Annotated in this window: 26 protein-coding genes; 11 read left to right on the top strand and 15 right to left on the bottom strand. The window is 61.5% G+C overall.

Translation table 11 applies throughout. The features are described from left to right. The first annotated feature begins 13 nt into the window (after nucleotides 1–13). The 7 genes from odhB to BM154_RS19985 all read left to right on the top strand — a co-directional run bounded on the left by odhB (nucleotide 14) and on the right by BM154_RS19985 (nucleotide 7,873). Nucleotides 14–1,240 carry a 2-oxoglutarate dehydrogenase complex dihydrolipoyllysine-residue succinyltransferase gene (gene odhB, locus BM154_RS20015; protein WP_074888363.1) on the top strand — a complete coding sequence of 409 codons (1,227 nt, stop codon included), beginning with the start codon at nucleotides 14–16 and terminating at the stop codon, nucleotides 1,238–1,240. A gap of 87 nt (nucleotides 1,241–1,327) precedes the next feature. Continuing rightward, a complete protein-coding gene (gene lpdA, locus BM154_RS20010; protein WP_074888360.1) occupies nucleotides 1,328–2,764 on the top strand; it encodes a dihydrolipoyl dehydrogenase in 1,437 nt (478 codons plus the stop codon). A gap of 198 nt (nucleotides 2,765–2,962) precedes the next feature. Continuing rightward, entirely contained in the window at nucleotides 2,963–4,129 is a 1,167-nt protein-coding gene (sucC, locus tag BM154_RS20005) for an ADP-forming succinate--CoA ligase subunit beta (RefSeq protein ID WP_070887730.1), read from the top strand. Continuing rightward, complete coding sequence (gene sucD, locus BM154_RS20000; protein WP_074888357.1) at nucleotides 4,129–5,016, top strand: succinate--CoA ligase subunit alpha; 888 nt, start codon at nucleotides 4,129–4,131, stop codon at nucleotides 5,014–5,016. The genes sucC and sucD overlap by 1 nt, the downstream gene beginning before the upstream one ends. 275 nt (nucleotides 5,017–5,291) lie before the next feature. Beyond that, nucleotides 5,292–6,605 carry a branched-chain amino acid transport system II carrier protein gene (gene brnQ, locus BM154_RS19995; RefSeq protein WP_074888355.1) on the top strand — a complete coding sequence of 438 codons (1,314 nt, stop codon included), beginning with the start codon at nucleotides 5,292–5,294 and terminating at the stop codon, nucleotides 6,603–6,605. 144 nt (nucleotides 6,606–6,749) lie between these two features. Next, entirely contained in the window at nucleotides 6,750–7,484 is a 735-nt protein-coding gene (locus BM154_RS19990; RefSeq protein ID WP_074888352.1) for a DUF599 domain-containing protein, read from the top strand. Next, nucleotides 7,481–7,873 (top strand): MAPEG family protein, encoded by a 393-nt coding sequence (locus BM154_RS19985; protein WP_074888349.1) that lies wholly within the window; start codon nucleotides 7,481–7,483, stop codon nucleotides 7,871–7,873. Before BM154_RS19990 ends, BM154_RS19985 begins: the two co-directional genes overlap by 4 nt. A gap of 62 nt (nucleotides 7,874–7,935) precedes the next feature. Here the strand turns inward: BM154_RS19985 and BM154_RS19980 are convergent, their stop codons facing one another. Then, entirely contained in the window at nucleotides 7,936–8,229 is a 294-nt protein-coding gene (locus tag BM154_RS19980; RefSeq protein WP_074888346.1) for a hypothetical protein, read from the bottom strand. A gap of 260 nt (nucleotides 8,230–8,489) precedes the next feature. Between BM154_RS19980 and BM154_RS19975 the strand changes: the two genes are divergently transcribed. After that, nucleotides 8,490–9,731 (top strand): MFS transporter, encoded by a 1,242-nt coding sequence (locus tag BM154_RS19975; protein ID WP_074888343.1) that lies wholly within the window; start codon nucleotides 8,490–8,492, stop codon nucleotides 9,729–9,731. Nucleotides 9,732–9,811: 80 nt separating this feature from the next. Beyond that, the gene (gene htpG, locus BM154_RS19970; RefSeq protein ID WP_074888779.1) at nucleotides 9,812–11,716 is read left to right on the top strand and encodes a molecular chaperone HtpG; all 1,905 of its coding nucleotides are present in this window, start codon (nucleotides 9,812–9,814) and stop codon (nucleotides 11,714–11,716) included. A gap of 528 nt (nucleotides 11,717–12,244) precedes the next feature. On the opposite strand, the gene BM154_RS19965 is transcribed toward htpG, so the two are convergent. The 7 genes from BM154_RS19965 to BM154_RS19940 form a co-directional block, all read right to left on the bottom strand. After that, entirely contained in the window at nucleotides 12,245–13,831 is a 1,587-nt protein-coding gene (locus tag BM154_RS19965) for an ABC-F family ATPase (protein WP_074888342.1), read from the bottom strand. A 34-nt stretch (nucleotides 13,832–13,865) separates the two neighbouring features. Further along, nucleotides 13,866–14,987, bottom strand: a complete 1,122-nt coding sequence (locus tag BM154_RS19960; protein ID WP_244157237.1) for a tyrosine-type recombinase/integrase — start codon at nucleotides 14,985–14,987, stop codon at nucleotides 13,866–13,868. Next, on the bottom strand, nucleotides 14,888–15,223 hold the full coding sequence (locus BM154_RS24480) for a hypothetical protein (RefSeq protein WP_244157228.1): 336 nt from the start codon (nucleotides 15,221–15,223) through the stop codon (nucleotides 14,888–14,890). The genes BM154_RS19960 and BM154_RS24480 overlap by 100 nt, the downstream gene beginning before the upstream one ends. A gap of 2 nt (nucleotides 15,224–15,225) precedes the next feature. Then, a complete protein-coding gene (locus BM154_RS19955) occupies nucleotides 15,226–15,618 on the bottom strand; it encodes a DUF1937 family protein (RefSeq protein WP_074888335.1) in 393 nt (130 codons plus the stop codon). 133 nt (nucleotides 15,619–15,751) lie between these two features. Further along, the gene (locus BM154_RS19950) at nucleotides 15,752–16,375 is read right to left on the bottom strand and encodes a hypothetical protein (protein WP_074888332.1); all 624 of its coding nucleotides are present in this window, start codon (nucleotides 16,373–16,375) and stop codon (nucleotides 15,752–15,754) included. An 11-nt stretch (nucleotides 16,376–16,386) separates the two neighbouring features. Continuing rightward, nucleotides 16,387–17,148: a phosphoadenosine phosphosulfate reductase family protein gene (locus BM154_RS19945; RefSeq protein ID WP_074888330.1), complete on the bottom strand. Its 762-nt coding sequence runs from the start codon at nucleotides 17,146–17,148 to the stop codon at nucleotides 16,387–16,389. Next, nucleotides 17,145–17,513 carry a DUF551 domain-containing protein gene (locus BM154_RS19940; RefSeq protein WP_074888327.1) on the bottom strand — a complete coding sequence of 123 codons (369 nt, stop codon included), beginning with the start codon at nucleotides 17,511–17,513 and terminating at the stop codon, nucleotides 17,145–17,147. The genes BM154_RS19945 and BM154_RS19940 overlap by 4 nt, the downstream gene beginning before the upstream one ends. A 164-nt stretch (nucleotides 17,514–17,677) precedes the next feature. On the opposite strand from BM154_RS19940, the gene BM154_RS19935 reads away from it, so the two are divergent. Beyond that, entirely contained in the window at nucleotides 17,678–17,911 is a 234-nt protein-coding gene (locus BM154_RS19935; RefSeq protein WP_074888323.1) for a hypothetical protein, read from the top strand. A gap of 9 nt (nucleotides 17,912–17,920) precedes the next feature. Here BM154_RS19935 and BM154_RS19930 read toward each other — a convergent pair whose 3' ends face one another. From BM154_RS19930 to BM154_RS19910, 5 genes are all read right to left on the bottom strand, one after another. Further along, the gene (locus BM154_RS19930; RefSeq protein ID WP_074888321.1) at nucleotides 17,921–18,271 is read right to left on the bottom strand and encodes a hypothetical protein; all 351 of its coding nucleotides are present in this window, start codon (nucleotides 18,269–18,271) and stop codon (nucleotides 17,921–17,923) included. Between the two features lie 82 nt (nucleotides 18,272–18,353). Continuing rightward, nucleotides 18,354–18,641, bottom strand: a complete 288-nt coding sequence (locus tag BM154_RS24620; RefSeq protein WP_074888776.1) for an Arc family DNA-binding protein — start codon at nucleotides 18,639–18,641, stop codon at nucleotides 18,354–18,356. Nucleotides 18,642–18,729: 88 nt separating this feature from the next. Further along, on the bottom strand, nucleotides 18,730–19,182 hold the full coding sequence (locus BM154_RS19920; RefSeq protein ID WP_074888318.1) for a hypothetical protein: 453 nt from the start codon (nucleotides 19,180–19,182) through the stop codon (nucleotides 18,730–18,732). A 163-nt stretch (nucleotides 19,183–19,345) separates the two neighbouring features. After that, nucleotides 19,346–20,071 carry a hypothetical protein gene (locus BM154_RS19915; protein ID WP_074888315.1) on the bottom strand — a complete coding sequence of 242 codons (726 nt, stop codon included), beginning with the start codon at nucleotides 20,069–20,071 and terminating at the stop codon, nucleotides 19,346–19,348. After that, entirely contained in the window at nucleotides 20,071–20,316 is a 246-nt protein-coding gene (locus BM154_RS19910) for a hypothetical protein (protein ID WP_074888312.1), read from the bottom strand. Before BM154_RS19910 ends, BM154_RS19915 begins: the two co-directional genes overlap by 1 nt. Nucleotides 20,317–20,428: 112 nt before the next feature. On the opposite strand from BM154_RS19910, the gene BM154_RS19905 reads away from it, so the two are divergent. Next, nucleotides 20,429–20,623, top strand: coding sequence for a hypothetical protein (locus BM154_RS19905; protein ID WP_074888309.1), 195 nt, complete (start codon nucleotides 20,429–20,431; stop codon nucleotides 20,621–20,623). Here the strand turns inward: BM154_RS19905 and BM154_RS19900 are convergent. Both BM154_RS19900 and BM154_RS19895 read right to left on the bottom strand, forming a co-directional pair. Beyond that, nucleotides 20,620–20,928 carry a hypothetical protein gene (locus BM154_RS19900; RefSeq protein WP_074888304.1) on the bottom strand — a complete coding sequence of 103 codons (309 nt, stop codon included), beginning with the start codon at nucleotides 20,926–20,928 and terminating at the stop codon, nucleotides 20,620–20,622. The genes BM154_RS19905 and BM154_RS19900 overlap by 4 nt on opposite strands. Beyond that, the gene (locus BM154_RS19895) at nucleotides 20,928–21,638 is read right to left on the bottom strand and encodes a DNA-methyltransferase (protein WP_244157227.1); all 711 of its coding nucleotides are present in this window, start codon (nucleotides 21,636–21,638) and stop codon (nucleotides 20,928–20,930) included. The genes BM154_RS19900 and BM154_RS19895 overlap by 1 nt, the downstream gene beginning before the upstream one ends. Between the last annotated feature and the right edge of the window lie 22 nt (nucleotides 21,639–21,660).

The raw sequence follows: 21,660 nt of genomic DNA, 5'->3' as shown, positions 1-21,660 counted from the left end.
GGAAAAGAACCCAATGGCTATCGAGATCAAAGCCCCTACATTCCCCGAATCGGTCGCCGACGGCACCGTGGCCACCTGGCACAAGAAGCCGGGCGAAGCGGTCAAGCGCGATGAGCTGATCGTCGACATCGAGACCGACAAGGTGGTGATCGAGGTCCTGGCCGAGGCCGACGGTGTTGTTGCTGAAATCATCAAGAACGAAGGCGACACCGTCCTCTCCAACGAAGTGTTGGGCAAGCTGACCGAAGGTGGCGCTGCTGCTGCCGCGCCGGCTGCTGCTCCGGCTCAGGCCGCTGCCGCTCCAGCCCAGGCCGCTGCACCGGCCGCCGCCGGCGACGACCAGCTCCTGTCGCCAGCCGCGCGCAAGCTGGCTGAGGAAAACGGCATCGACCCGAACAGCATCAGCGGTTCGGGCAAAGGTGGCCGCGTGACCAAGGAAGACGTGGTCGCGGCCGTTGAAGCCAAGAAGAATGCTCCGGCTGCCAAGCCTGCTGCAGCCGCTGCTGCTGCCGCTCCGGTGGTAAGCGGTGCTGGTGATCGCACCGAGAAGCGCGTGCCGATGACCCGCGTTCGCGCCACCGTCGCTCGCCGTCTGGTCGAAGCCCAATCGAACATGGCGATGCTGACCACCTTCAACGAAGTCGACATGTCCGAGATCATGGCGCTGCGTTCGAAGTACAAGGATCAGTTCGAGAAGGCTCACAACGGCACCCGTCTGGGCTTCATGTCCTTCTTCGTCAAGGCGGCTACCGAGGCGCTGAAGCGTCTGCCGGCAGTCAACGCCTCGATCGATGGCAACGACATCGTCTACCATGGCTACCAGGACATCGGCGTAGCCGTTTCCAGCGACCGTGGCCTGGTGGTTCCGGTTCTGCGTAACGCCGAACTGATGGGTCTGGCCGATATCGAAGCCGGTATCGCTGCCTACGGCAAGAAAGCCCGTGACGGCAAGCTGTCGATCGAAGAGATGACCGGCGGCACCTTCACCATCACCAATGGCGGTACCTTCGGCTCGATGATGTCGACGCCGATCGTCAACCCGCCGCAGGCCGCGATTCTGGGCATGCACAACATCATCCAGCGCCCGGTGGCGGTAAATGGCCAAGTGGTCATTCGCCCGATGATGTACCTGGCACTGTCCTACGATCACCGTCTGATCGACGGTAAAGAAGCCGTGACCTTCCTGGTGACCATCAAGAACCTGCTGGAAGACCCAGCTCGTCTTCTGCTGGACATCTAAACGCAGCTGCGAGCCGTGGACGCCGCGCCCTACAGGGCCTTCGTCCGCGGCTCGAGCTCGAAGCTTCAAGCGAAAAGGAATCTTTTTATGAGCCAGAAATTCGACGTGGTAGTCATCGGTGCCGGCCCTGGCGGCTATGTCGCCGCCATCAAGGCCGCGCAACTCGGTCTCAAGACCGCGTGCATCGAGAAGTACCAGGACAAGGACGGTAAGATCGCCCTGGGCGGTACCTGCCTGAACGTCGGCTGCATTCCGTCCAAGGCGCTGCTGGACAGCTCCTGGAAGTTCCACGAAGCCCAGGACGGTTTCGCCGTTCACGGCATCAGCGCCAAGGGCGTGAGCATCGACGTACCGGCCATGGTCGGGCGCAAGAACACCATCATCAAGAACCTGACCGGCGGTGTTGCCGGCCTGTTCAAGGCCAACGGCGTGACCCTGCTCGAAGGCCACGGCAAACTGCTGGCCGGCAAGAAAGTCGAAGTCACCGACAAGGACGGCAATACCTCCGTCGTCGAAGCCGAGAACGTGATCCTGGCCTCTGGTTCGCGCCCGATCGACATTCCGCCGGCTCCGGTCGACCAGGACGTCATCGTCGACTCCACCGGTGCCCTGGAATTCCAATCGGTACCGAAGAAGCTGGGCGTGATCGGCGCCGGCGTCATCGGTCTGGAGCTGGGTTCGGTATGGGCCCGTCTGGGCGCTGAAGTGACCGTGCTCGAAGCACTGGACAAGTTCCTGCCGGCCGCTGACGAAGCCGTCGCCAAGGAAGCCTTCAAGACCCTCACCAAGCAGGGCCTGGACATCAAACTGGGCGCTCGCGTGACCGGTTCTGAAGTCAAGAAGAAGCAGGTCACCGTCAACTACACCGACTCGGCTGGCGAACAGAAGATCGTCTTCGACAAGCTGATCGTTGCCGTCGGCCGCCGCCCGGTGACCACCGACCTGCTGGCTTCGGACAGCGGCGTGGACCTGGACGAGCGTGGCTACATCTTCGTCGACGACCATTGCGCTACCAGCGTTCCTGGCGTTTACGCCATCGGTGACGTGGTGCGCGGCATGATGCTCGCCCACAAGGCCTCGGAAGAGGGCGTGATGGTTGCCGAGCGTATCGCCGGTCACAAGGCCCAGATGAACTACGACCTGATTCCGTCGGTCATCTACACTCACCCGGAAATCGCGTGGGTTGGTAAAACCGAGCAGCAGCTCAAGGGCGAAGGCGTGGCCGTCAACGTCGGTACCTTCCCGTTCGCTGCCAGCGGCCGTGCCATGGCAGCCAACGATACCGGCGGCTTCGTCAAGGTCATCGCTGACGCCAACACCGACCGCGTGCTGGGCGTTCACGTCATCGGCCCAAGCGCGGCCGAGCTGGTACAGCAGGGCGCCATCGGCATGGAATTCGGCACCAGTGCCGAAGACCTGGGCATGATGGTGTTCTCGCACCCAACCCTGTCCGAGGCGCTGCACGAAGCCGCCCTGGCAGTCAACGGTGGCGCGATTCACATCGCCAACCGCAAGAAACGCTAAGAAGTCGTCAGTGCGGCGCTGGCTCTCGAGCCGGCAACGTGCGGACGGTTTTTCGCGAAGCAGAACCACGGTGCATTGCCCGCGCGAGGCCCAGCCTATCGCGGAATGTGCGCCGGACTGCCTAGAGGCGGTCACAGGTGGTGCAGCACGTGAGTGCGGCACCGATGCGCAATACCTAAACGAAGACGGTAGACAAGCATGAATCTTCACGAGTATCAGGGTAAGCAGCTGTTCGCTGAATACGGCCTGCCCGTATCCAAGGGCTTCGCCGTAGACACCCCGGAAGAGGCCGCTGAGGCCTGCGAAAAAATCGGCGGGACCGAGTGGGTCGTCAAGGCTCAGGTACACGCTGGTGGCCGCGGTAAAGCGGGCGGTGTGAAACTGGTCAAGAGCAAGGAAGACGCCAAGGCTTTCGCTGCCAACTGGCTGGGCAAGCGCCTGGTGACCTATCAGACTGACGCCAATGGCCAGCCTGTCACCAAGATTCTGGTCGAGTCCTGCACCGACATCGCCAAGGAACTGTACCTGGGCGCGGTCGTTGACCGTTCCAGCCGTCGCATCGTGTTCATGGCCTCCACCGAAGGTGGCGTGGACATCGAGAAGATCGCTCACGAAACTCCTGAGAAGATCCTCAAGGCAACCATCGATCCGCTGGTCGGCGCGCAGCCGTTCCAGGGCCGCGAGCTGGCTTTCCAGCTGGGCCTGGAAGGCAAGCAAGTCGCTCAGTTCGCCAAGATCTTCGTAGGCCTGGCCAAGCTGTTCAAGGATCACGATCTGGCTCTGCTGGAAGTCAACCCGCTGGTCATCAAGGCCGACGGCGACCTGCACTGCCTGGACGCGAAGATCAACATCGACGCCAACGCCATGTACCGTCAGCCCAAGCTGAAGACCTTCCACGACCCGTCGCAAGACGACGCCCGTGAAGCTCATGCTGCCAAGTTCGAACTGAACTACGTTGCCCTCGAAGGCAACATCGGCTGCATGGTCAACGGTGCCGGCCTGGCCATGGGTACCATGGACATCGTCAACCTGCACGGCGGCAAGCCAGCCAACTTCCTCGACGTAGGTGGCGGCGCAACCAAAGAGCGCGTGACCGAAGCCTTCAAGATCATCCTGTCCGACAGCAACGTTGCTGCCGTTCTGGTGAACATCTTCGGCGGTATCGTTCGTTGCGACATGATTGCCGAAGGCATCATCGGTGCAGTGAAAGAAGTTGGCGTTAAGGTTCCAGTTGTCGTCCGTCTGGAAGGCAACAACGCTGAACTGGGTGCCAAGGTACTGGCCGACAGCGGCCTGAACATCATCGCGGCAACCAGCCTGACCGACGCTGCTCAGCAAGTCGTCAAAGCTGCGGAGGGCAAGTAATGAGCGTCCTGATCAATAAAGACACCAAGGTTATCTGCCAGGGTTTCACTGGTTCGCAAGGTACCTTCCACTCCGAACAAGCCATCGCCTATGGCACCAAGATGGTTGGCGGCGTGACCCCAGGTAAAGGCGGTACTACCCACCTGAACCTGCCGGTGTTCAACACCGTGAAAGAAGCCGTTGAAGCCACTGGCGCCGACGCTTCGGTTATCTACGTTCCGGCTCCGTTCTGCAAGGACTCGATCCTGGAAGCGGCTTTCGCCGGCATCAAACTGATCGTCTGCATCACCGAAGGTATTCCTACCCTCGACATGCTCGATGCCAAGGTCAAGTGCGACGAGCTGGGTGTTACCCTGATCGGCCCGAACTGCCCAGGCGTCATCACCCCGGGCGAGTGCAAGATCGGCATCATGCCAGGTCACATCCACCTGCCAGGCAAAGTAGGCATCGTGTCGCGTTCCGGCACCCTGACCTATGAAGCCGTCAAGCAGACCACTGACGCCGGCTTCGGCCAGTCCACTTGCGTGGGCATCGGTGGTGACCCGATTCCGGGTTCGAACTTCATCGACATCCTGAAGCTGTTCCAGGAAGACCCGAAGACCGAAGCGATCGTCATGATCGGCGAGATCGGCGGTTCGGCTGAAGAAGAAGCGGCTGCCTACATCAAGGCCAACGTCACCAAGCCTGTAGTTTCCTACATCGCTGGCGTTACCGCTCCTCCCGGCAAGCGTATGGGCCATGCTGGCGCCATCATCTCCGGCGGCAAAGGCACTGCAGACGAGAAATTCGCTGCTCTGCAGGACGCTGGCGTGAAGACCGTGCGTTCCCTGGCTGACATCGGCAAGGCCCTGGCCGAGCTGACTGGTTGGGAAGTGAAGAAGGCGTAAGCCATTCTGATCTGAAAAGAAGGCCACCCTCGGGTGGCCTTCTTTTTGGCTTTAGAAATGTTGCCCAGGCGACAGCGCATTACAGCCAGCCGTCAGCCGGGCTGGATTGGGCAGGGCGTTTGCGGCAAAATCGTTAGCCTTGCAACTAATGGGTTTCGTCTCTACCCGAGATGTGCCCGCAATAAGGGTTCGCGCCATAAGGGCGAACGACGTTTCCCTCTATCCATCGGGATTCCCTCTCTCAACTCCGTTTTAGTGATGTGGTATTTCCTTCGATGACTTCTCTGAAAAGCCAGGACGTGCTCGCCCTGGGGTTTATGACCTTCGCCCTGTTCGTCGGGGCAGGCAACATCATTTTTCCGCCCATTGTCGGCTTGCAGGCTGGCCCGCATGTCTGGCTGGCTGCGCTGGGTTTCTTGATCACCGCTGTCGGCCTGCCGGTCATCACTCTGGTCGCACTGGCCAAGGTCGGTGGCGCCATGGACGCGCTGAGCACGCCCATCGGGCGTGCCGCGGGCGTGGTGCTGGGCGTGGTCTGCTACCTGGCAGTCGGTCCGCTGTTCGCCACGCCGCGCACCGCCACGGTGTCGTTCGAGGTAGGTCTGGCGCCGTTGACCGGTGAAAGCCCGTTGGCACTGTTCATCTACAGCCTGGTGTATTTCGCCATCGTGCTGGGCGTGTCGCTATATCCCGGTCGGCTGCTCGATACGGTCGGCCGGGTGCTCGGGCCGATGAAGATTCTCGCGCTGTTGATCCTCGGCGGCACGGCGTTCGTGCTGACGCCCGGTGGCGTGGGTTCGGCGACCGCGGCCTACCAGGCTGCGCCATTCTCCCAGGGCTTCATCAATGGCTACCTGACCATGGATACCCTGGGTGCGCTGGTGTTCGGCATCGTGATCGTCAACGCCATTCGTTCGCGCGGTGTCACCTCACCGCAGTTGATCACCCGTTACGCGATCATCGCCGGGCTGATTGCCGGCGTCGGCCTGGCCCTGGTTTACATCAGTCTGTTCCGCCTCGGTGCCGGCAGCCACAGCATCGCCGAAGGTGCCACCAATGGTGCCGCCGTGCTGCATGCCTATGTGCAGCACACCTTCGGCGGCCTGGGCAGCGGCTTTCTGGCGGTGCTGATTTCCCTGGCATGCCTGGTCACCGCGGTCGGCCTGACCTGCGCCTGCGCGGAGTACTTCAGCCGCCTGGTGCCGTTGTCCTACCGCAGCCTGGTGATCATCCTGGCGGCATTCTCGCTGCTGGTGTCGAACCTGGGCCTGACCAAGCTGATCCAGATTTCCGTGCCGGTACTCACGGCCATCTATCCGCCGTGCATCGTGCTGATTGCGCTGAGCTTCTGCTGGGGGCTGTGGCATGCGGCGGCCCGCGTCGTCGGCCCGGTGATGCTGGTGGCGACGCTGTTCGGCATCGTCGATGGCTTGAAAACGGCGGGTCTAGATGGCTGGCTGCCGGGCTGGCTGAACAGCCTGCCGCTGGCCGAGCAGGGCCTGGCGTGGCTGCTGCCATCGGCGCTGATGCTGGCGCTCGCCAGTGGCTACGACTGGCTGCGGGGCAAGCCGCAGGAAGTGCTGGCCTGAGCCAGGACGGGTAACCGAAAGCCGCTCCCGGGAGCGGCTTTTTAGTGCCTGGCGTGGCTATAATCCGCGGGTCTGCCGCCGACTCCAACTTGTTGAAGAGGAGGGCGCGATCACCGGCAGGCCCCCGCACTACAAGGAATTTGCATGTCCATCAGCGAAGACTACCTCCACCACCTGATTGCCGCCTGCTGGTTCGTCCTGTGCTGGGCGGGTTACACCCGTTATGCCCATGCCAAGGGCCGCACCACACCCTGCCTGGCCAGCGTGTTGCACCTGTATCGCGAGGACTGGATGCGCCGCATGCTGCTGCGCGAGAACCGTATCGCCGATGCCAACGTGATCGGCAATCTCGAACGTAACGCCTCGTTTTTCGCCTCCAGTACTCTGATCATTCTGGCCGGTATCCTCACCGTGCTCGGCGCTTCGGATCGTGCGGTGTCGCTGCTCGCCGACCTGCCGTTCGTGCAGTCGGCCAGCCGCGGTATTTCCGAGGTCAAGCTGCTGTGCCTGGGCGTGGTGTTCGTCTACGCCTTCTTTACCTTCAGCTGGTGCATGCGCCAGTACAACTTCGCTGCCGTGCTGGTGGGTTCGGCACCGATGATTGGCGAGCGCCACGTGACCGAGCAGGAGCGTAAGGCCTTTGCCGAGCGCACCGCGCGGGTCATTTCGATGGCGGCCAACCAGTTCAACTATGGCTTGCGCGCCTATTATTTCGGCATGGCAACCTTGGCTTGGTTCATCAACCCCTGGTTCTTCATGCTGGTCAGTGCTGGCGTGGTGGTGGTGCTCTACCGCCGCGAGTTCCACTCGGATGTACTCGAAGTGATGGTTTACACACAGACGCCGACGTTCGAGCCGGCCAAGGAGAAAAGCGAGTGAGCATTCCATTCTGGTGCATTTTCATCAGCGCCTTGCTGATCTTCATCGCCAAGGCGCCGCTGGCCAGGGCGATGAAGCAGGAGGGCGGCAGCTATGACAACCATCATCCGCGCGCCCAGCAGGCACGCCTGACCGGTTTTGGCGCGCGGGCGCTGGCCGCTCACCAGAACAGCTTCGAAGCCTTCCCACTATTTGCAGTAGGCGTGCTGATGGCTCACGTTACCCAGAGCAGCGGTTGGCTGGTCGACTGGCTGGCGGTGATATTCGTGATCGCGCGAGTGCTGTATCTGCTGTTCTACTGGGCCGATCTGCATTGGCAGCGCAGCCTGGTATGGGCAGTGGGTATGGGATGCACGCTGTTGCTGATGCTGACACCAGCGATGCGTTGAGGCGGGAGCGATGCAGAGAGGGCGTTACCCGCAGCAGGCTGCGGGTAACGGAAGATGTCAGCTTACTGCTGCTTCGGTGCAGCGGGGGCCGCTGGATCAGCAGGGGCGGCAGGCTCTGCCGGCGCGGTAGCTGGCGGGGTTTGCGCTTCTTCTTGCTGCTCGTTGGCGCGCTCTTGAGCGGCCTCGGATTCTTTCTGGGCGGCTTCGTTGCTTTCTTTGGCGGCGTCGTTCATCGACTCTTGAGCTTCGGTACGTGCTTCCTGAGCATCTTGAGCTTTGTTTTCGGACGGCTTGTCACAGGCCGCAAGGCCCAGCGTGGCAGCCAGCATGAAGGCGTAAGCGACTGATTTTTGCATGGTGGTGTTTCTCCTTTGGGTAAAGACCATTCCCGTTTTTCGAGGCCTTGATGGCGCGATAAGTTCACTGACTTTGCGCCGATGCTCTTTTTTGCCTCGTCCGTGCCGGTGAAAGCACCAATCCAGGGCCCTGTGGCGAAAAAGCGAAAATACTCGACGCGTCGATGGAACGCGGCGGCCGCGATCATTATCGTGGCGCTGTTTACGGCAGGCAGCCCAGCGCTCCTGCCGGCTTCTGGCTATTGATCTAAGGAACTGGAATGGATGCGTTGTTGATCCTGGGTGGCCTGCTGCTGATCCTCGTTGGCCTGGTGCTATTGGTGATGCGTGGTTTCGCCACCGGCCTGTTGTGGGGTTGGGCGTGCCTGCTGCCGCCGTTGACGCTGCTGTTCATCGTCGCTCACTGGCGTCGCGCCCGGCAGCCGCTGGGCTGTTGCGCCCTGGGCATGATCCCCCTGATCGTCGGGCTGGCGGTGATGGCGGGGCAGGATCCGCAGCGCCTGGAGGCCATCATCGGCCTGCAGTGGCTGCAACCTGAACAACAAGCACCTGGCGAGCTGAATATCCAGTTACATGGTCAGCTCAACGGTGAGCCGTTTGCGCCCCAAGAGGCTGAAATCATCGACGGTGTGCTCAGCCTGCGTGAGGGGCAGGATTTCTTCGCGCGCCGTGAGCTGAGCATCCGCGGTCTGCCAACAAGCGCCGATGGCTTGCGGCTGGATGTGCTGCCCGATGATCCAGGGCAATTGCCGGAAATCGACCTGAGCTGGTTGCTGCCCGACCAGGATCTGCCCGAGGCTCGCCAGCTCAAGGGCGGTTATACCCTGCACCTGGATCTGCGCCCCGAGGAGCCGAACCGCCTGGTGGGCGAGTTTCACCTGGTGTTGCCGGCGCAGTTCCGGACCACCCTGACCGGCAAGGTCGAGCTGTTTCGCAATGGCCTGCGTTACCAGCAGGGCAAGGTGGACCGCACGGTCGATTCGCGCGATACCCTCGCTTACCTGATAACCGACTACCTGCAGCGACGCTTCGCCAGCCGTGATGTCCAACTCGCGCCGCTACCGCTGCACGATATGAGCTCCGGCAGCCTGACGCTCGACGTGCAGGCGCGGGTGGGTGGCCAGGAGCAACTTGTACCAATGCGCCTGAGCAAGCACCCGCAGCTCGGCTGGCGGGTCGACGATGACCATTTCCCCGCGTTGCCTGAAACCCATGAATCCGCGCCGAACGCTGCTGCCGCCAAGCCTGTGGCGACCCCGCCGCCAGCGCAGCCCGAGGCCCGCCCGGAGCTCACCCTGGCGCGCCTGATCGCCGAACCGCAGCGCTACGTCAACCAGCCCATGCGCCTGTTCAGCGAGAAGGGCAGCGCGGTTCAGGGCCAGTTCGCCGGCATCGACGAGCAGGGGCAATTGGTGCTGCGCCAGCGTCTGAATGGCTCGGGCGAGGCGCGCTTTACCATTGCTCCGGCAGATGTCGTGCATGTGGAGCGCATCGACGAGTGACTTGAATTTCTCCACGCCGCCCCCACCTGATGGTCATCCGCCGTACCGCGGCTTAGCCATCAATGTGGAGTTAGATGACCATGAGTGTGGAAACTCAAAAAGAAACCCTGGGCTTCCAGACCGAGGTAAAGCAGCTGCTGCACCTCATGATTCACTCGCTGTATTCCAACAAGGAAATCTTCCTGCGCGAGTTGATCTCCAACGCCTCCGACGCCGTCGACAAGCTGCGTTTCGAGGCGCTGGCCAAGCCTGAGCTGCTCGAAGGTGGCTCCGATCTGAAAATCCGTGTGAGCTTCGACAAGGACGCCAAGACCGTCACCCTCGAAGACAACGGCATCGGCATGAGCCGCGAAGAAACCATCGCGCACCTGGGCACCATCGCCAAGTCCGGCACTGCTGACTTCCTGAAGAACCTCTCCGGCGACCAGAAGAAGGACTCGAGCCTGATCGGTCAATTCGGCGTGGGCTTCTATTCGGCGTTCATCGTCGCCGACAAGGTCGAGGTGTTCACCCGTCGCGCTGGTCTGTCGGCTGGCGAAGGCGTGCACTGGGCGTCCAAAGGCGAGGGCGACTTCGAGATCGCTACCGTCGAGAAGGCCGAGCGCGGTACCCGCATCGTGCTGCACCTGAAAAGCGGTGAAGGAGAGTTCGCCGATGGCTGGCGCTTGCGCAACGTCATCAAGAAGTACTCCGACCATATCGGCCTGCCGATCGAGCTGCCGAAGGAATTCCACGGCGAGGAGAAGGACAAGCCTGCGGAGCCCGAGTGGGAAGTGGTCAACCGCGCCAGCGCGCTGTGGACGCGCCCGCGTACCGAGGTTACCGACGAGCAGTACCAGGAATTCTACAAACACGTTTCCCATGACTTCGACAACCCGCTGAGCTGGAGCCACAACAAGGTCGAAGGCAAGCTGGAATACACCTCGCTGCTGTACGTACCCGGCCGTGCGCCGTTCGACCTGTACCAGCGTGAAGCGCCTCGCGGCCTGAAGCTGTACGTGCAGCGCGTGTTCATCATGGACCAGGCCGACGAGTTCCTGCCGCTGTACCTGCGCTTCATCAAAGGTGTGGTCGACTCCAACGACCTGTCGCTGAACGTGTCGCGCGAGATCCTGCAGAAGGATCCGGTGATCGACTCCATGAAGTCGGCGCTGACCAAGCGCGTGCTCGACATGCTGGAGAAACTGGCCAAGAACGAGCCCGAGCGGTACAAGACGTTCTGGAAGAACTTCGGCCAGGTGCTCAAGGAAGGCCCGGCGGAAGACTTCGCCAACAAGGAGAAGATCGCCGGCCTGCTGCGTTTCGCCTCGACCACCGAAGGCGAGGGCGAGCAGGTGGTTTCCCTGGGCGACTACGTCAGCCGCCTGAAGGAAGGCCAGGACAAGATCTACTTCCTCACCGGTGAATCCTACGCGCAGGTCAAGAACAGCCCGCACCTGGAAGTTTTCCGCAAGAAAGGCATCGAAGTGCTGCTGCTCACCGACCGCATCGACGAGTGGCTGATGAGCTACCTGACCGAGTTCGACGGCAAGAGCTTCGTCGACGTGGCCCGCGGTGACCTGGACCTGGGTTCCCTGGACTCGGAAGAGGACAAGAAAGCCCAGGAAGAAGTCGCCAAGAGCAAGGAAGGTTTGGTCGAACGCCTGAAGACTGCCCTGGGCGAGCAGGTCGCGGAAGTGCGCGTGTCCCACCGCCTGACCGACTCGCCAGCGATCCTGGCCATCGGTGAACAGGATCTGGGCCTGCAAATGCGCCAGATCCTCGAAGCCAGCGGGCAGAAGGTGCCGGATTCGAAGCCGATCTTCGAATTCAATCCGAACCACCCGCTGATCGAGAAGCTGGATGCCGAACCGGATGAAGATCGCTTTGGCGACCTGTCGCACATCCTCTTCGACCAGGCCGCGCTGGCTGCAGGCGACAGCCTGAAAGACCCGGCCGCTTACGTGCAGCGCTTGAACAAGCTATTGGTCGAGCTCTCCGCCTGATCGGTTAGCCGCAACGTAAAACGCCGCTCTATGAGCGGCGTTTTTGTATCTGGACGCCTGAAATTCGGTAGCCCGGGTCGAGCGCAGCGACACCCGGGAAAATCTCCTGGGTATCGCGATGATCAACCCAGGCTACGCCGACAGGCTCGATGCCATATGAGTGTGCACGAGATGCCGTGAGGCGCGATGCAAGAATGTGGGAGCGGCTTTAGCCGCGATCGGCCTTGAAATAGCCGATAGCATCGCAGCCAAAAGCCGCTCCCACGAAACCCACGCCCGGCGCTCTAAAGGCTTACTGCAGAGCTGATGAGAGATTGCGAATGTGGGAGCGCGCCATGCGCGCGAAAAATCGCGGGCATGGATTAGGCGTCCCCGCCCGCTCCCACAGGGAAGTCTGATATCGGCTATCGCCAAGGTCCGCAGGTTGCAACCGATATCGGCCCAGCCTGCGAAGCTAACTTCCGCACACATGAAAAAGCCCCGCCATCCAGGGGATGACGGGGCTTCTGGTAACGCCGGCTCAGCCGATCAAACGATGATGCCCTGGCTGCGCAGGTAGTCGTCGTAGGTGCCGCTGAAGTCGGTGACGCCGTTATCCGACAGCTCGATGATGCGCGTGGCCAGGGAGCCGACGAACTCGCGGTCATGGCTGACGAAGATCAGCGTGCCCGGGTAGTTTTCCAGCGCCAGGTTGAGGGCCTCGATGGATTCCATGTCCAGGTGGTTGGTCGGTTCGTCCATCACCAGCACGTTGGGCTTTTGCAGGATCAGCTTGCCGAACAGCATGCGGCCCTGCTCACCACCGGAGATGACCTTGACCGACTTGAGAATCTCGTCGTTGGAGAACAGCATGCGGCCCAGGGTGCCGCGAATCACTTGCTCGCCGGTGGTCCACTGGCCCATCCAGTCGAACAGGGTCACGTCATCTTCGAAGTCGTGAGCGTGGTCCTGGGCGTAGTACCCGACATCGGCACTCTCGGTCCATTTCACAGCGCCGGCATCGGGCTGCAGTTCGCCGACCAGGGTACGCAGCAGGGTGGTCTTGCCGATACCGTTGGGGCCGATGATCGCCACGCGCTCGCCGGCTTCGACGGTGAAACTGAAGTTTTTGAACAGTACCTTGTCGTCGAATGCCTTGCTGAGTTTCTCGATGGTCACCGCCTGGCGATGCAGCTTCTTGGTCTGCTCGAAACGAATGAACGGGCTCACCCGGCTCGACGGCTTGACCTCGGCCAGCTGGATCTTGTCGATCTGCTTGGCACGGCTGGTGGCCTGCTTGGCTTTCGAGGCGTTGGCCGAGAAGCGGCTGACGAAGCTCTGCAGCTCGGAAATCTGCGCCTTCTTCTTGGCGTTGTCGGCCAGCAACTGCTCGCGGGACTGGGTCGCGGCAGTCATGTACTCGTCGTAGTTGCCCGGGAACAGGCGCAGCTCGCCGTAATCCAGGTCCGCCATGTGGGTGCAGACCGAGTTCAGGAAGTGACGGTCGTGGGAAATGATGATCATGGTGCTGTTACGCGCCGTGAGGATGGTTTCCAGCCAGCGGATGGTGTTGATGTCCAGGTGGTTGGTCGGCTCATCGAGCAGCAGCACGTCCGGATCGGAGAACAGTGCCTGGGCCAGCAGCACGCGCAGCTTCCAGCCGGGCGCCACTTCGCTCATCGGGCCGAAGTGTTGCTCCAGCGGAATGCCCAGGCCGAGCAGCAACTCGCCTGCGCGGGACTCGGCGGTATAGCCGTCCATTTCGGCGAACTCGCCCTCGAGCTCACCGACCTTCATGCCGTCTTCTTCGCTCATTTCCGGCAGCGAGTAGATGCGGTCGCGCTCGGCCTTGACCTTCCACAGTTCCTCGTGGCCCATGATCACCGTATCGATCACGTTGAATTGCTCGTAGGCGAACTGATCCTGGCGCAGCTTGCCCAGGCGCACGTTCGGCTCGAGCATCACCTGGCCACCGGAAGGCTCGAGATCACCACCAAGAATTTTCATGAAGGTCGACTTGCCGCAGCCGTTGGCGCCGATCAGGCCGTAGCGGTTGCCGTTGTTGAACTTGACGGAAACGTTCTCGAACAGCGGCTTGGCGCCAAACTGCATGGTTATGTTAGCGGTGGAAATCAAAGTGCTCTATCTCGCGTATTTCAGAGGTGTGGATTTAGTCTTGGGGCAGATTTGGGGCAAGTTTTAGTTTGCTCATCTCTGCCCAGTCGCCTTCGCCATCGATCCATCGGGCATAGCGAGAAAGCAGAATCTGCACCGAGTTGCCCAATTGCTTGGCGATGAAGGCCGGGGCCATTCCCGCCATCAGGCACATGGTTGCGTAAGTGTGGCGCGCATTGTACGGAGGACGGTAGCGAATACCCAGCGCTTTCAGGGTTGGGCGCCACTGATGGTGCAGGTCACTCGTCTGATGGACGTAGACCTGGCCCTTGCTGGGCGGGAAACAGTAGGGGAATGCCTCTAGCCGCCCATCCCCGCGCAGGCGCCTCTCGATGTAGGCCTTGGCGTACTCCAGCGCGTGAATGGCCCGGTCGTTGAGCAGCACGTAGCGATCCTTTTTGGTCTTGGTGCGCTCGACGATCTTTTTCTTTGCCACCACGCGGCAGACCAGGGCAACGCGCTTTTGCATGTCCACCTCTTCCCAGCGCAGTGCGGCAATTTCGCCGAGCCGCATGCCGGTGTAATAGGCGAATTCGAAGAAGGCGCCGTAGATCCTCGATGGCCAGTGGTCGGCCGCGTAGAAGGCCGCGATGATCTTGTCCGCCTCGGCCTGTGAAAATGGATCGATCTTCTTGGTTTCCCGGCCAGGCTTCTCCAGTTCCAGCATCGGGTTCACCGCGATCAGCCGATCGGCAACGGCTCCATCAAGGATGGTGCTGATCTTCGTCATGGCGTTGGCTTTGACCGCATTGCTGGTCCAGGGCATTTGAACCAGGAGCTCGCGCATTAGCGCCGGTGTCAGGTTGGCCAGCGGTGTGGTGGCCAGGTAGGGCATCCACCACACGTTGAGCGCCGACTTGTAGTTGTCCCTAGAGCCCTCGGCCAGGGTGCGGCTGTCGAGCCAGACCTGGGCGTACTGACCGAAGCCACGGCTTACGCTGGCGATTGCGTTGGGGGAGTTGGGGAAGAGCTCGGCGTACTTCTGCTCGGTCATCAGCCCGAGCTTGATCAGCTGGATTACTTGATCGCGTAGACGGGATGCAGCGTTGATGCCCGCTTGCGTGGCGGGGTACGAGAGGGTTTCTGAGCAGCGCTTACGATTCCAACTGAACCGGATGCGGATGGCATCGCCCCTAATTTCAATTCCGGCGGGCAGTGCCACAGGCTTTCTTGCCATTCGTTGTACCTCCTGATGCTGTAAAAAATGCGGCTGCCGATCTTCTTCCAGACCCCCTCAGGGATCTGCTTGCGAGCGCGCTTCGCCTCGAGCGCGCGCGGCGTGGTGCCGAGATACTCGGCCATCTGTTTTTCGGAGAGTTTGTCGAGCGGCTCAGTGAGCTGGACGGCGGACATAATCACCTCGATCCCGGCGCGGGCCGGGAAGTGGGGGTGGCTGGCGCGCGGAACTCGTCGGCGAAGCACAGCACCTTGTGGTTGGTGAAGACGGGGATGCCGAGCTGCTTGGCGCGGGCGACTTCGGCGAGGGTGCCGGTGCTGTTCTGCCAGCCGGGCACCAGGACGACGGCGGCGCATTGCTCCATGAGCAGCATGGTGCCGGCCAGCCAATAGTCGTCGGGGAAGGGCAGGTCTTCTTCCATGTGCGCAGTGTTGAGGTGCGGGCAGACCGGGAACCAGCCTTGCTCGGCGGCATGGATGGCGACGGCCCGAGCGCCGGCGATGTTGCGGACAATGGCCGCCCGATCCGGCCCGCGGTACGGGCCAGCGACGTAGATCAGGTGCATGGACATGACTGGGCCTCACCGCCGGCGGGGCCGGCAGCCTAGTTAAGGTGGTGGGTTCAGGGTTTGGCGGGTGGGGTGCAGCGCAGGCAGGTGCAGTCGATTACTTTCAGGCCGGTGCCGCGGCAATAGGTCACTCTGGTCATGCGTCACCGCCTTGCGCCTGGGCGCGGTGGGCGGCGAGAGCGTGTTCTGCTTGCTTGCAGGCGTGCACCCGATAATCGACGTGAGTGATATCTTGGTTTGGGTAGTGCTTGACGATCGCTTCCAGCCCCTCCACCAGCCGGGTCACGTCCTGCGCTGCTGGAGGGGCGCCATAGGCCACTTCGACTACGACATCTGTCTGCACATTGCCGCAGGTATCGGTGAAGTGCTTCGGAGGGGCGCCGTCGTGCCATTCCGTCACAACTTCGCCCAGGCAATTCAGCAGCCGGTGCGCGACGATCTTCTGCTCACCGCTTACAGGGTACGGGGCGGCGGTGAGCTGCTGATACAGGAGGAAAGCCTTGTTCCAAACTTCGTCGCTTTCTCGCAGATCAAGCCCCAATGCGTCGGCGAATGTGGCCCACGACTTCATAGCCGGCAGCGCCCCGCCAGCGGTCGGCAACTGGGCGCGGGCTTGCCAGGCTGACCAGGCCAGAGGTAGCGCAATCCCTCCGTAGCTATCTTCGTCGCGCATGTTTTTGAGAGTAAGCGGCTGATAGCCATGGTGGGCACAAAGCTCTGCCTCGAACAGGGCGCGCTCTTGATCGTTGCGCTTAGTCATGGTGCTGGGCCTCACATTGAGCAAAGAAGGCATCCAGGGCCTTCGTCGTCGTTCATATGCGCCAGGCCTTTGGTACGGAAGATTGGCTTTCCTATCTCCCCTGCTACCTGCCTGGTGCGGATAAGTTGAAAGCGCCCAAAGTCGTCAAACTCGAAAGCCTTCTTTTTCCATTTGTCGCCGCCAGCCTGACAAGGGAAACACCCCACACGCGGGAAGCCCGCGTGGTACAGCGGGTTCAAGTTCTCCCAGCCGCAGTAGTCAATAGCCTCTTGATCGCTCCAGTCGACAACGCACAGGCGGAACACCACGCCGGCTTTCGCCAGGTACTGCGGGTACTTACTAGGCATAACTTCGTGCGGCGCATACAGGTGATCGGGCAGCTTGCCGTCGTATCGCTTTGCTCTTTCCGTGCTTTCCTGCTGGCGCATCCCGTACCAGACTTCAAAGCCATGCCCAAGCTCTTCCGCTTTGGTCTTCAAAAAGCGCTTTGTTGGCCCGATCTTCAGCTCATCCGTGCAAAACCGGGCAATGCCGCTAGGAAAGCGACCATACTTTCTGCACTTTCCGAGAACGTCGCCTTCGCAGGCCGTAACGATATCTACGCCGTAATACTCACCCATCCATGCAACGTGGGCGTAGGTGATCGGGTGCTCGTACTGGGTGTCGCAGAACAGACCAAGTATTTCGTGCGGCTCGAAGTGCTCTCGAGCCATCTTCAGGCAGGCCTGGCTGTCTTTCCCGCCGCTGATTGGAACCACGCATCGCAGACTCACGACTGCACCTCCCCATCGCCGCCCTTGGCAGGCACAGCGGGAAGCGGCATCCAGTGGGTAACGATTCGGTCAGCACCCAGGTCATCGACAGGGAACTGCCACCCTGCAAAGTCGGTTCGAGCGCCGCTCCAGTAGCCAGCCCAAGCAACGCCAGGCTCTCCATCATCGAAAAGGACAGCAACAGTCCGTTGCTCGCGAGCAGGCAGCCGATCACTGCACTTGATCCACGGACTGGCAGGCTCTGCGCTGGACAGCGCGATCTCCTTTAGCAGTGCGTTTCGATACTGCCCCAGGCTCTGGAAGCTGGCGGCGTGGCCGTCGTTGGCGATCAGCGCGGCCAGGTGTTGCAGGTGTGGTGCGGACATAGGTTCACCTCGCCGCGAGAGCGGCCATGGTTGGTGTGGAATTCGGGAGGCTGCAGGCTGCGTCCAGGGGTGGCTTGTAGCAATTGGCTACTACTTCGGCGTTGCGCCAATGAGGAGGCTGGCTAGGATTGGTGCTGGTTCACCCCCACGAGAAGGAGCTCGCTATGCCGACCAGCGCATCTGCATTCGCCGTTATCGACGAACCCATCACCCCTGAGAAGATCGCCCGCGATACGGGCCTTGACCTGAGCCTGGTCAGGGACTGGGTGACGCATGCCAAATCCTACGAGGACGGCAGCGGCTACCTGGTGTTCTTCAGGCCGGACACCCCAGGCGAGGTACGGGAGATGGTTCCGCGGCTGACGCCGACCAACCTGCTGATCGTGCTGGCGGCCTGAAGGCGCCGGTTACAGCAGTTCGTCCAGCGGGCCGCGGGGGCAGAGGTTCCAGGGCACCTGGATCTTGTGTTCCGGCAGGCGGCAGTGCCAGGCCTGCTGATACATCTGGCCGTCTATGAACTCGACGCCTTCGATGGTGAAGGCGAGCACAGCGATGCCGTCGACGTGCGCTTCGTAGAGTTCTGGCAGTTCGGAGACGCCCGGCCCGGTGTAGGCGTGGGCGACTCTGGATTCCCGGCCCAGGGGCGTTTGCAGCGATTTGTTCATCTGCACGCAGGCGCTGATGCGCGGAGCGCTGCTGTACGCCTTCTTGGGCTTGCGCTTGCCGCGCTCGAAGAGGGGGAGCACTTCGTATTGCATGGCCGAACCGTAAATAACTGTATGGATGAACAGTATTCTAGGTTCAGCTTTGGCTGGTCGTCGAGCGCTGTTCGTCTGCCGCTCAGCGGGTGCCGGTCTTGAGGCCGTCGAGGTAGTCCGACTCTGCCTGACGCTGCTGGGGCTGCTCGCGGGCGGGCGTCTGCGCGGCGATCAGCTGGGCCTGCAGGGCGTCGAGCAGCAGCTTCTGGCGGGCCTGTCCCGCGAGGTGGGCCTCGATGGCGCGGATGATCTCGGTGTTCATGCTGCTGTGGTTGTCGCCGGCCAACTCTTCAACAGCCTTGCGCATGCCGTCGGGCAGGCGGACGACGAATTTGTCAGCCGAGCTGGAGGTGTATGCAGGATTTGCCATGATGCTCTCCTTGTTGTTGGTGGCATTCTGACACATTAAATAACAATCGTTCACTTCTACCGCTGACCGGTATCAACTTCTGCCCAGGTTATGCCGCTGCCTGCTGGCGCCAAGCGCCGACCGCCTGGTAGATGCGGTGGGCCTGCTCTTCGTCGAGCGACACGCTGTCGGGTATGGCTATCCAGGCGTGGCCGATGACGTGCTTGGGGTTACAGGAGGCGATCAGGTCGGCGATTGGCTGCTCGAACAGGTCGGGCAGCCGGGTTATGACGTGGATGCCTTCGAGCTCGTACTCGACCGACTTGGCCCACTGCCGTCCGCCGTCCTGGCAGATGGCGGACATGTACACCGTCCAGTGGTGGGCGATGTCGCAAAGGGCGTCTGCCACCGGCTTGCTGGTGATCTTGTGGCAGGTCTTGTAGTGCAGCATGACCTGCACCTCGGGCACGCTGGCGTCGACGATGCAGGCCCGGTGCACGCGCAGCAGGCCGCGCATGGCGCGCTCGACCCTGGCGCGTGGGTTGTTGGGTTTGCGTTTCATAGTGACTCCATTGGGCGACTACTCAACCCAGCAGTGGGGCCAGATGCCCAGGGCGTAGGCCAGCGCTTCGTCGTGGTCGCATTTGGACCCGACCATGGGGAAGCGCTTACCGCAGGGCAGGCAGACGTACCAGCAGGTTTTAACGGGTGCGTGCATGGCGTTCTCAGATAGCAAGTTCAGCCTGTCCGCTGCGCTGCCAGACGTGCGCTGAGTTGTGGGATTCGATTCGGTCGGCAATAACCGAAGCGCGCTGTCCGGCGGTGGGCGGCGTGTACATGCCAAAGCGGGAAATGCTTCCGCCATTCACCGAAGCGTTGGTGCTGTCCGCGCTAGCAAATGGAAGGCTGGTGAATATCGTCGGGTCCAGCATGCGCAGGCCGTGAAGCCGGCACATGGGCCGTCCGTGTTCGTCGCATATGGCATCCATTGCGGCGCCGATCCTTACCCACCATGACTTTGTGCCAGGCATGGCCCATTGCCCTGAGCTGCCGAAGGCAACCGTCTTCCAGTTGCTTGCCAGATGCTGCAGGCGCTCAAACGATTCATGCAGGTGCCAGACCGGAACGCCGGGCAGATGAGCTGGCCATTGTTCAAGCAATCGGTCGTTGGCATTTTCGTCGCCGTCGATCACATCCGGAATCAGAGCCCAGTCGAAGCCTGGATGCCGGTGCCAGTCATCAACCCATCGGGTATAGCCATCGACATCGAGCTGACCGCCTTTCTTCCAGACCGAAAAGGCGCCGTTATCGAACACAAAGGACTGACACACATCGGCAACGATTCCCATGTCGTCCTGGCGCGGAAATGGCACAAGTGCGTGCCGGCCAACGAGGAACTTGGCAGCGTCGAGCCGGCCGCCGCCTACTGGAGTTCCGTGGTAGTGGATCATCACGCTGAAACCCTCACAGTCTCGACCTCTACGCCTTGGTGCACCGCGACGATGTGCTGCCGACCACCGAAGCGATGATGCAGTTGATCGGCGATGTCTTCGTGGTAGCCGCGTTTGATCAAGGCGGTGGCGGTTCGTATGTGCTCAACGCGGATCATCACCTCGGACTGGATCTCCAGCCTATAAACGATCTGGTCGCCATCTGCGGGGCATTCTGAAACGAAGGTGTGTCGGTAGATGTTCATGGCGACTTCCGAGCAGGCGCCGGCCTCCATGGCTGGATGCGGCGTAGTGGCGAATTGGTGATGGGTGGGCTATTACTGGTGACCGGCATCGAGCCGGCTCAAGGAGAAAGACATGGTGATGCGGGAAGAGAAGAGCGACGGCGAGTCGCAAGTTGCGGTTTCAAATTTCGGTTTGAAAAGCGGTTGGGATATTGTCAGCGTCTCGCACAAGGGCCGCGACATTGCTTGGCGCGATGGTCAGTTCGCATCACGAGAAGAGGCCTTAGCCGCTGCCTTCAAGATCGCCAAGGATAGCGAGAAGTCCTAACCCCCCGGATCCCGCCGCAGCTCCCGCTCGCTCTCTTCGATAAATCTACGCGCCACGTTTTCCGATAGCTGGATTTCGTGGCGCGGTAGGGCGAGGGCGGTGGCCGATGCTTCCGGGCCCAGGGCGTGGGCGTTGAGGATGAGCAGTTGCACGGCTTCAGCCTGTTCGGTGATGCCGTGCCAGGCCATGAGCTCGGCGAGCTTGGCCTTTGTGCCGGGCCGCACGCGGTGGCGCAGCTCTTCCTCGCCCAGGGCCTTGCGCTTGGCTTCGGCCTTGGCGTCTCGTTCCTGTTGGGATTGGGGCATTAGGCCTCCTTGGCGAACATGTCGCCCTGCACGTGGGCCTGTTCGATTCGCTGTCGAGCGGTACCGAAATGGACGGGGTCTTTCTCAATTCCGATGAAGTTCAACCCCAGCGGCGCGCAAGCGACCCCCGTTGTACCGCTGCCCATGCTGTTATCCAGCACCACTGCACCGGTGTTGGTGTAGGTGCGCAGCAGAAAGGACATCCAGGCCACAGGCTTTTGCGTCGGGTGAAAGTTGTCGCGCTGCTTGTCGCTGCTGAAGTACTGCACCGAGCGCGGGTGTCTGTCGGTGGAGTCGTACTCAGTCAGGCTCAGGGCTTTTCCGTAGCACTCCGAGTTCACCTGTTTGCGCTTGGCGGTGCGCCGCTGGTGGCCCGATGTCATCTGCGGGTTGTAGGCAGGCTGCTGTCGGTAGAAAACCTGGGCGCTTTCGTGCGCCCGCAGTGGTTGCCGGTTGGCGTTCAGAAACCCCGTGGCGTTGCCTTTCTCCCAGATCCACTCGTAGCGATATAGATCCAGCCGGCTGGCGATCAGTAGAGACGTGAAAGGCTGGGCGGCGCATAGCACGATCGCGGCGTTCGGCTTGGCGATGCGCAAGTACTGCTCCCACATCGGTTCGAAGGGGATAACCACATCCCAGGCGCATTGGGTGGTGCCATAAGGCAGGTCGGCCAGGATCATGTCCACGCTGCTATCGGGCAGGCGGCTCATTACGTCCAGGCAGTCGCCATGA

This window comes from Phytopseudomonas argentinensis (assembly GCF_900113905.1).
Classification (GTDB): Bacteria; Pseudomonadota; Gammaproteobacteria; order Pseudomonadales; family Pseudomonadaceae; genus Aquipseudomonas; species Aquipseudomonas argentinensis.
The sequence above is the reverse complement of the archived record's forward strand: the minus strand, read 5'-3'. Positions and strand labels throughout refer to the sequence as shown.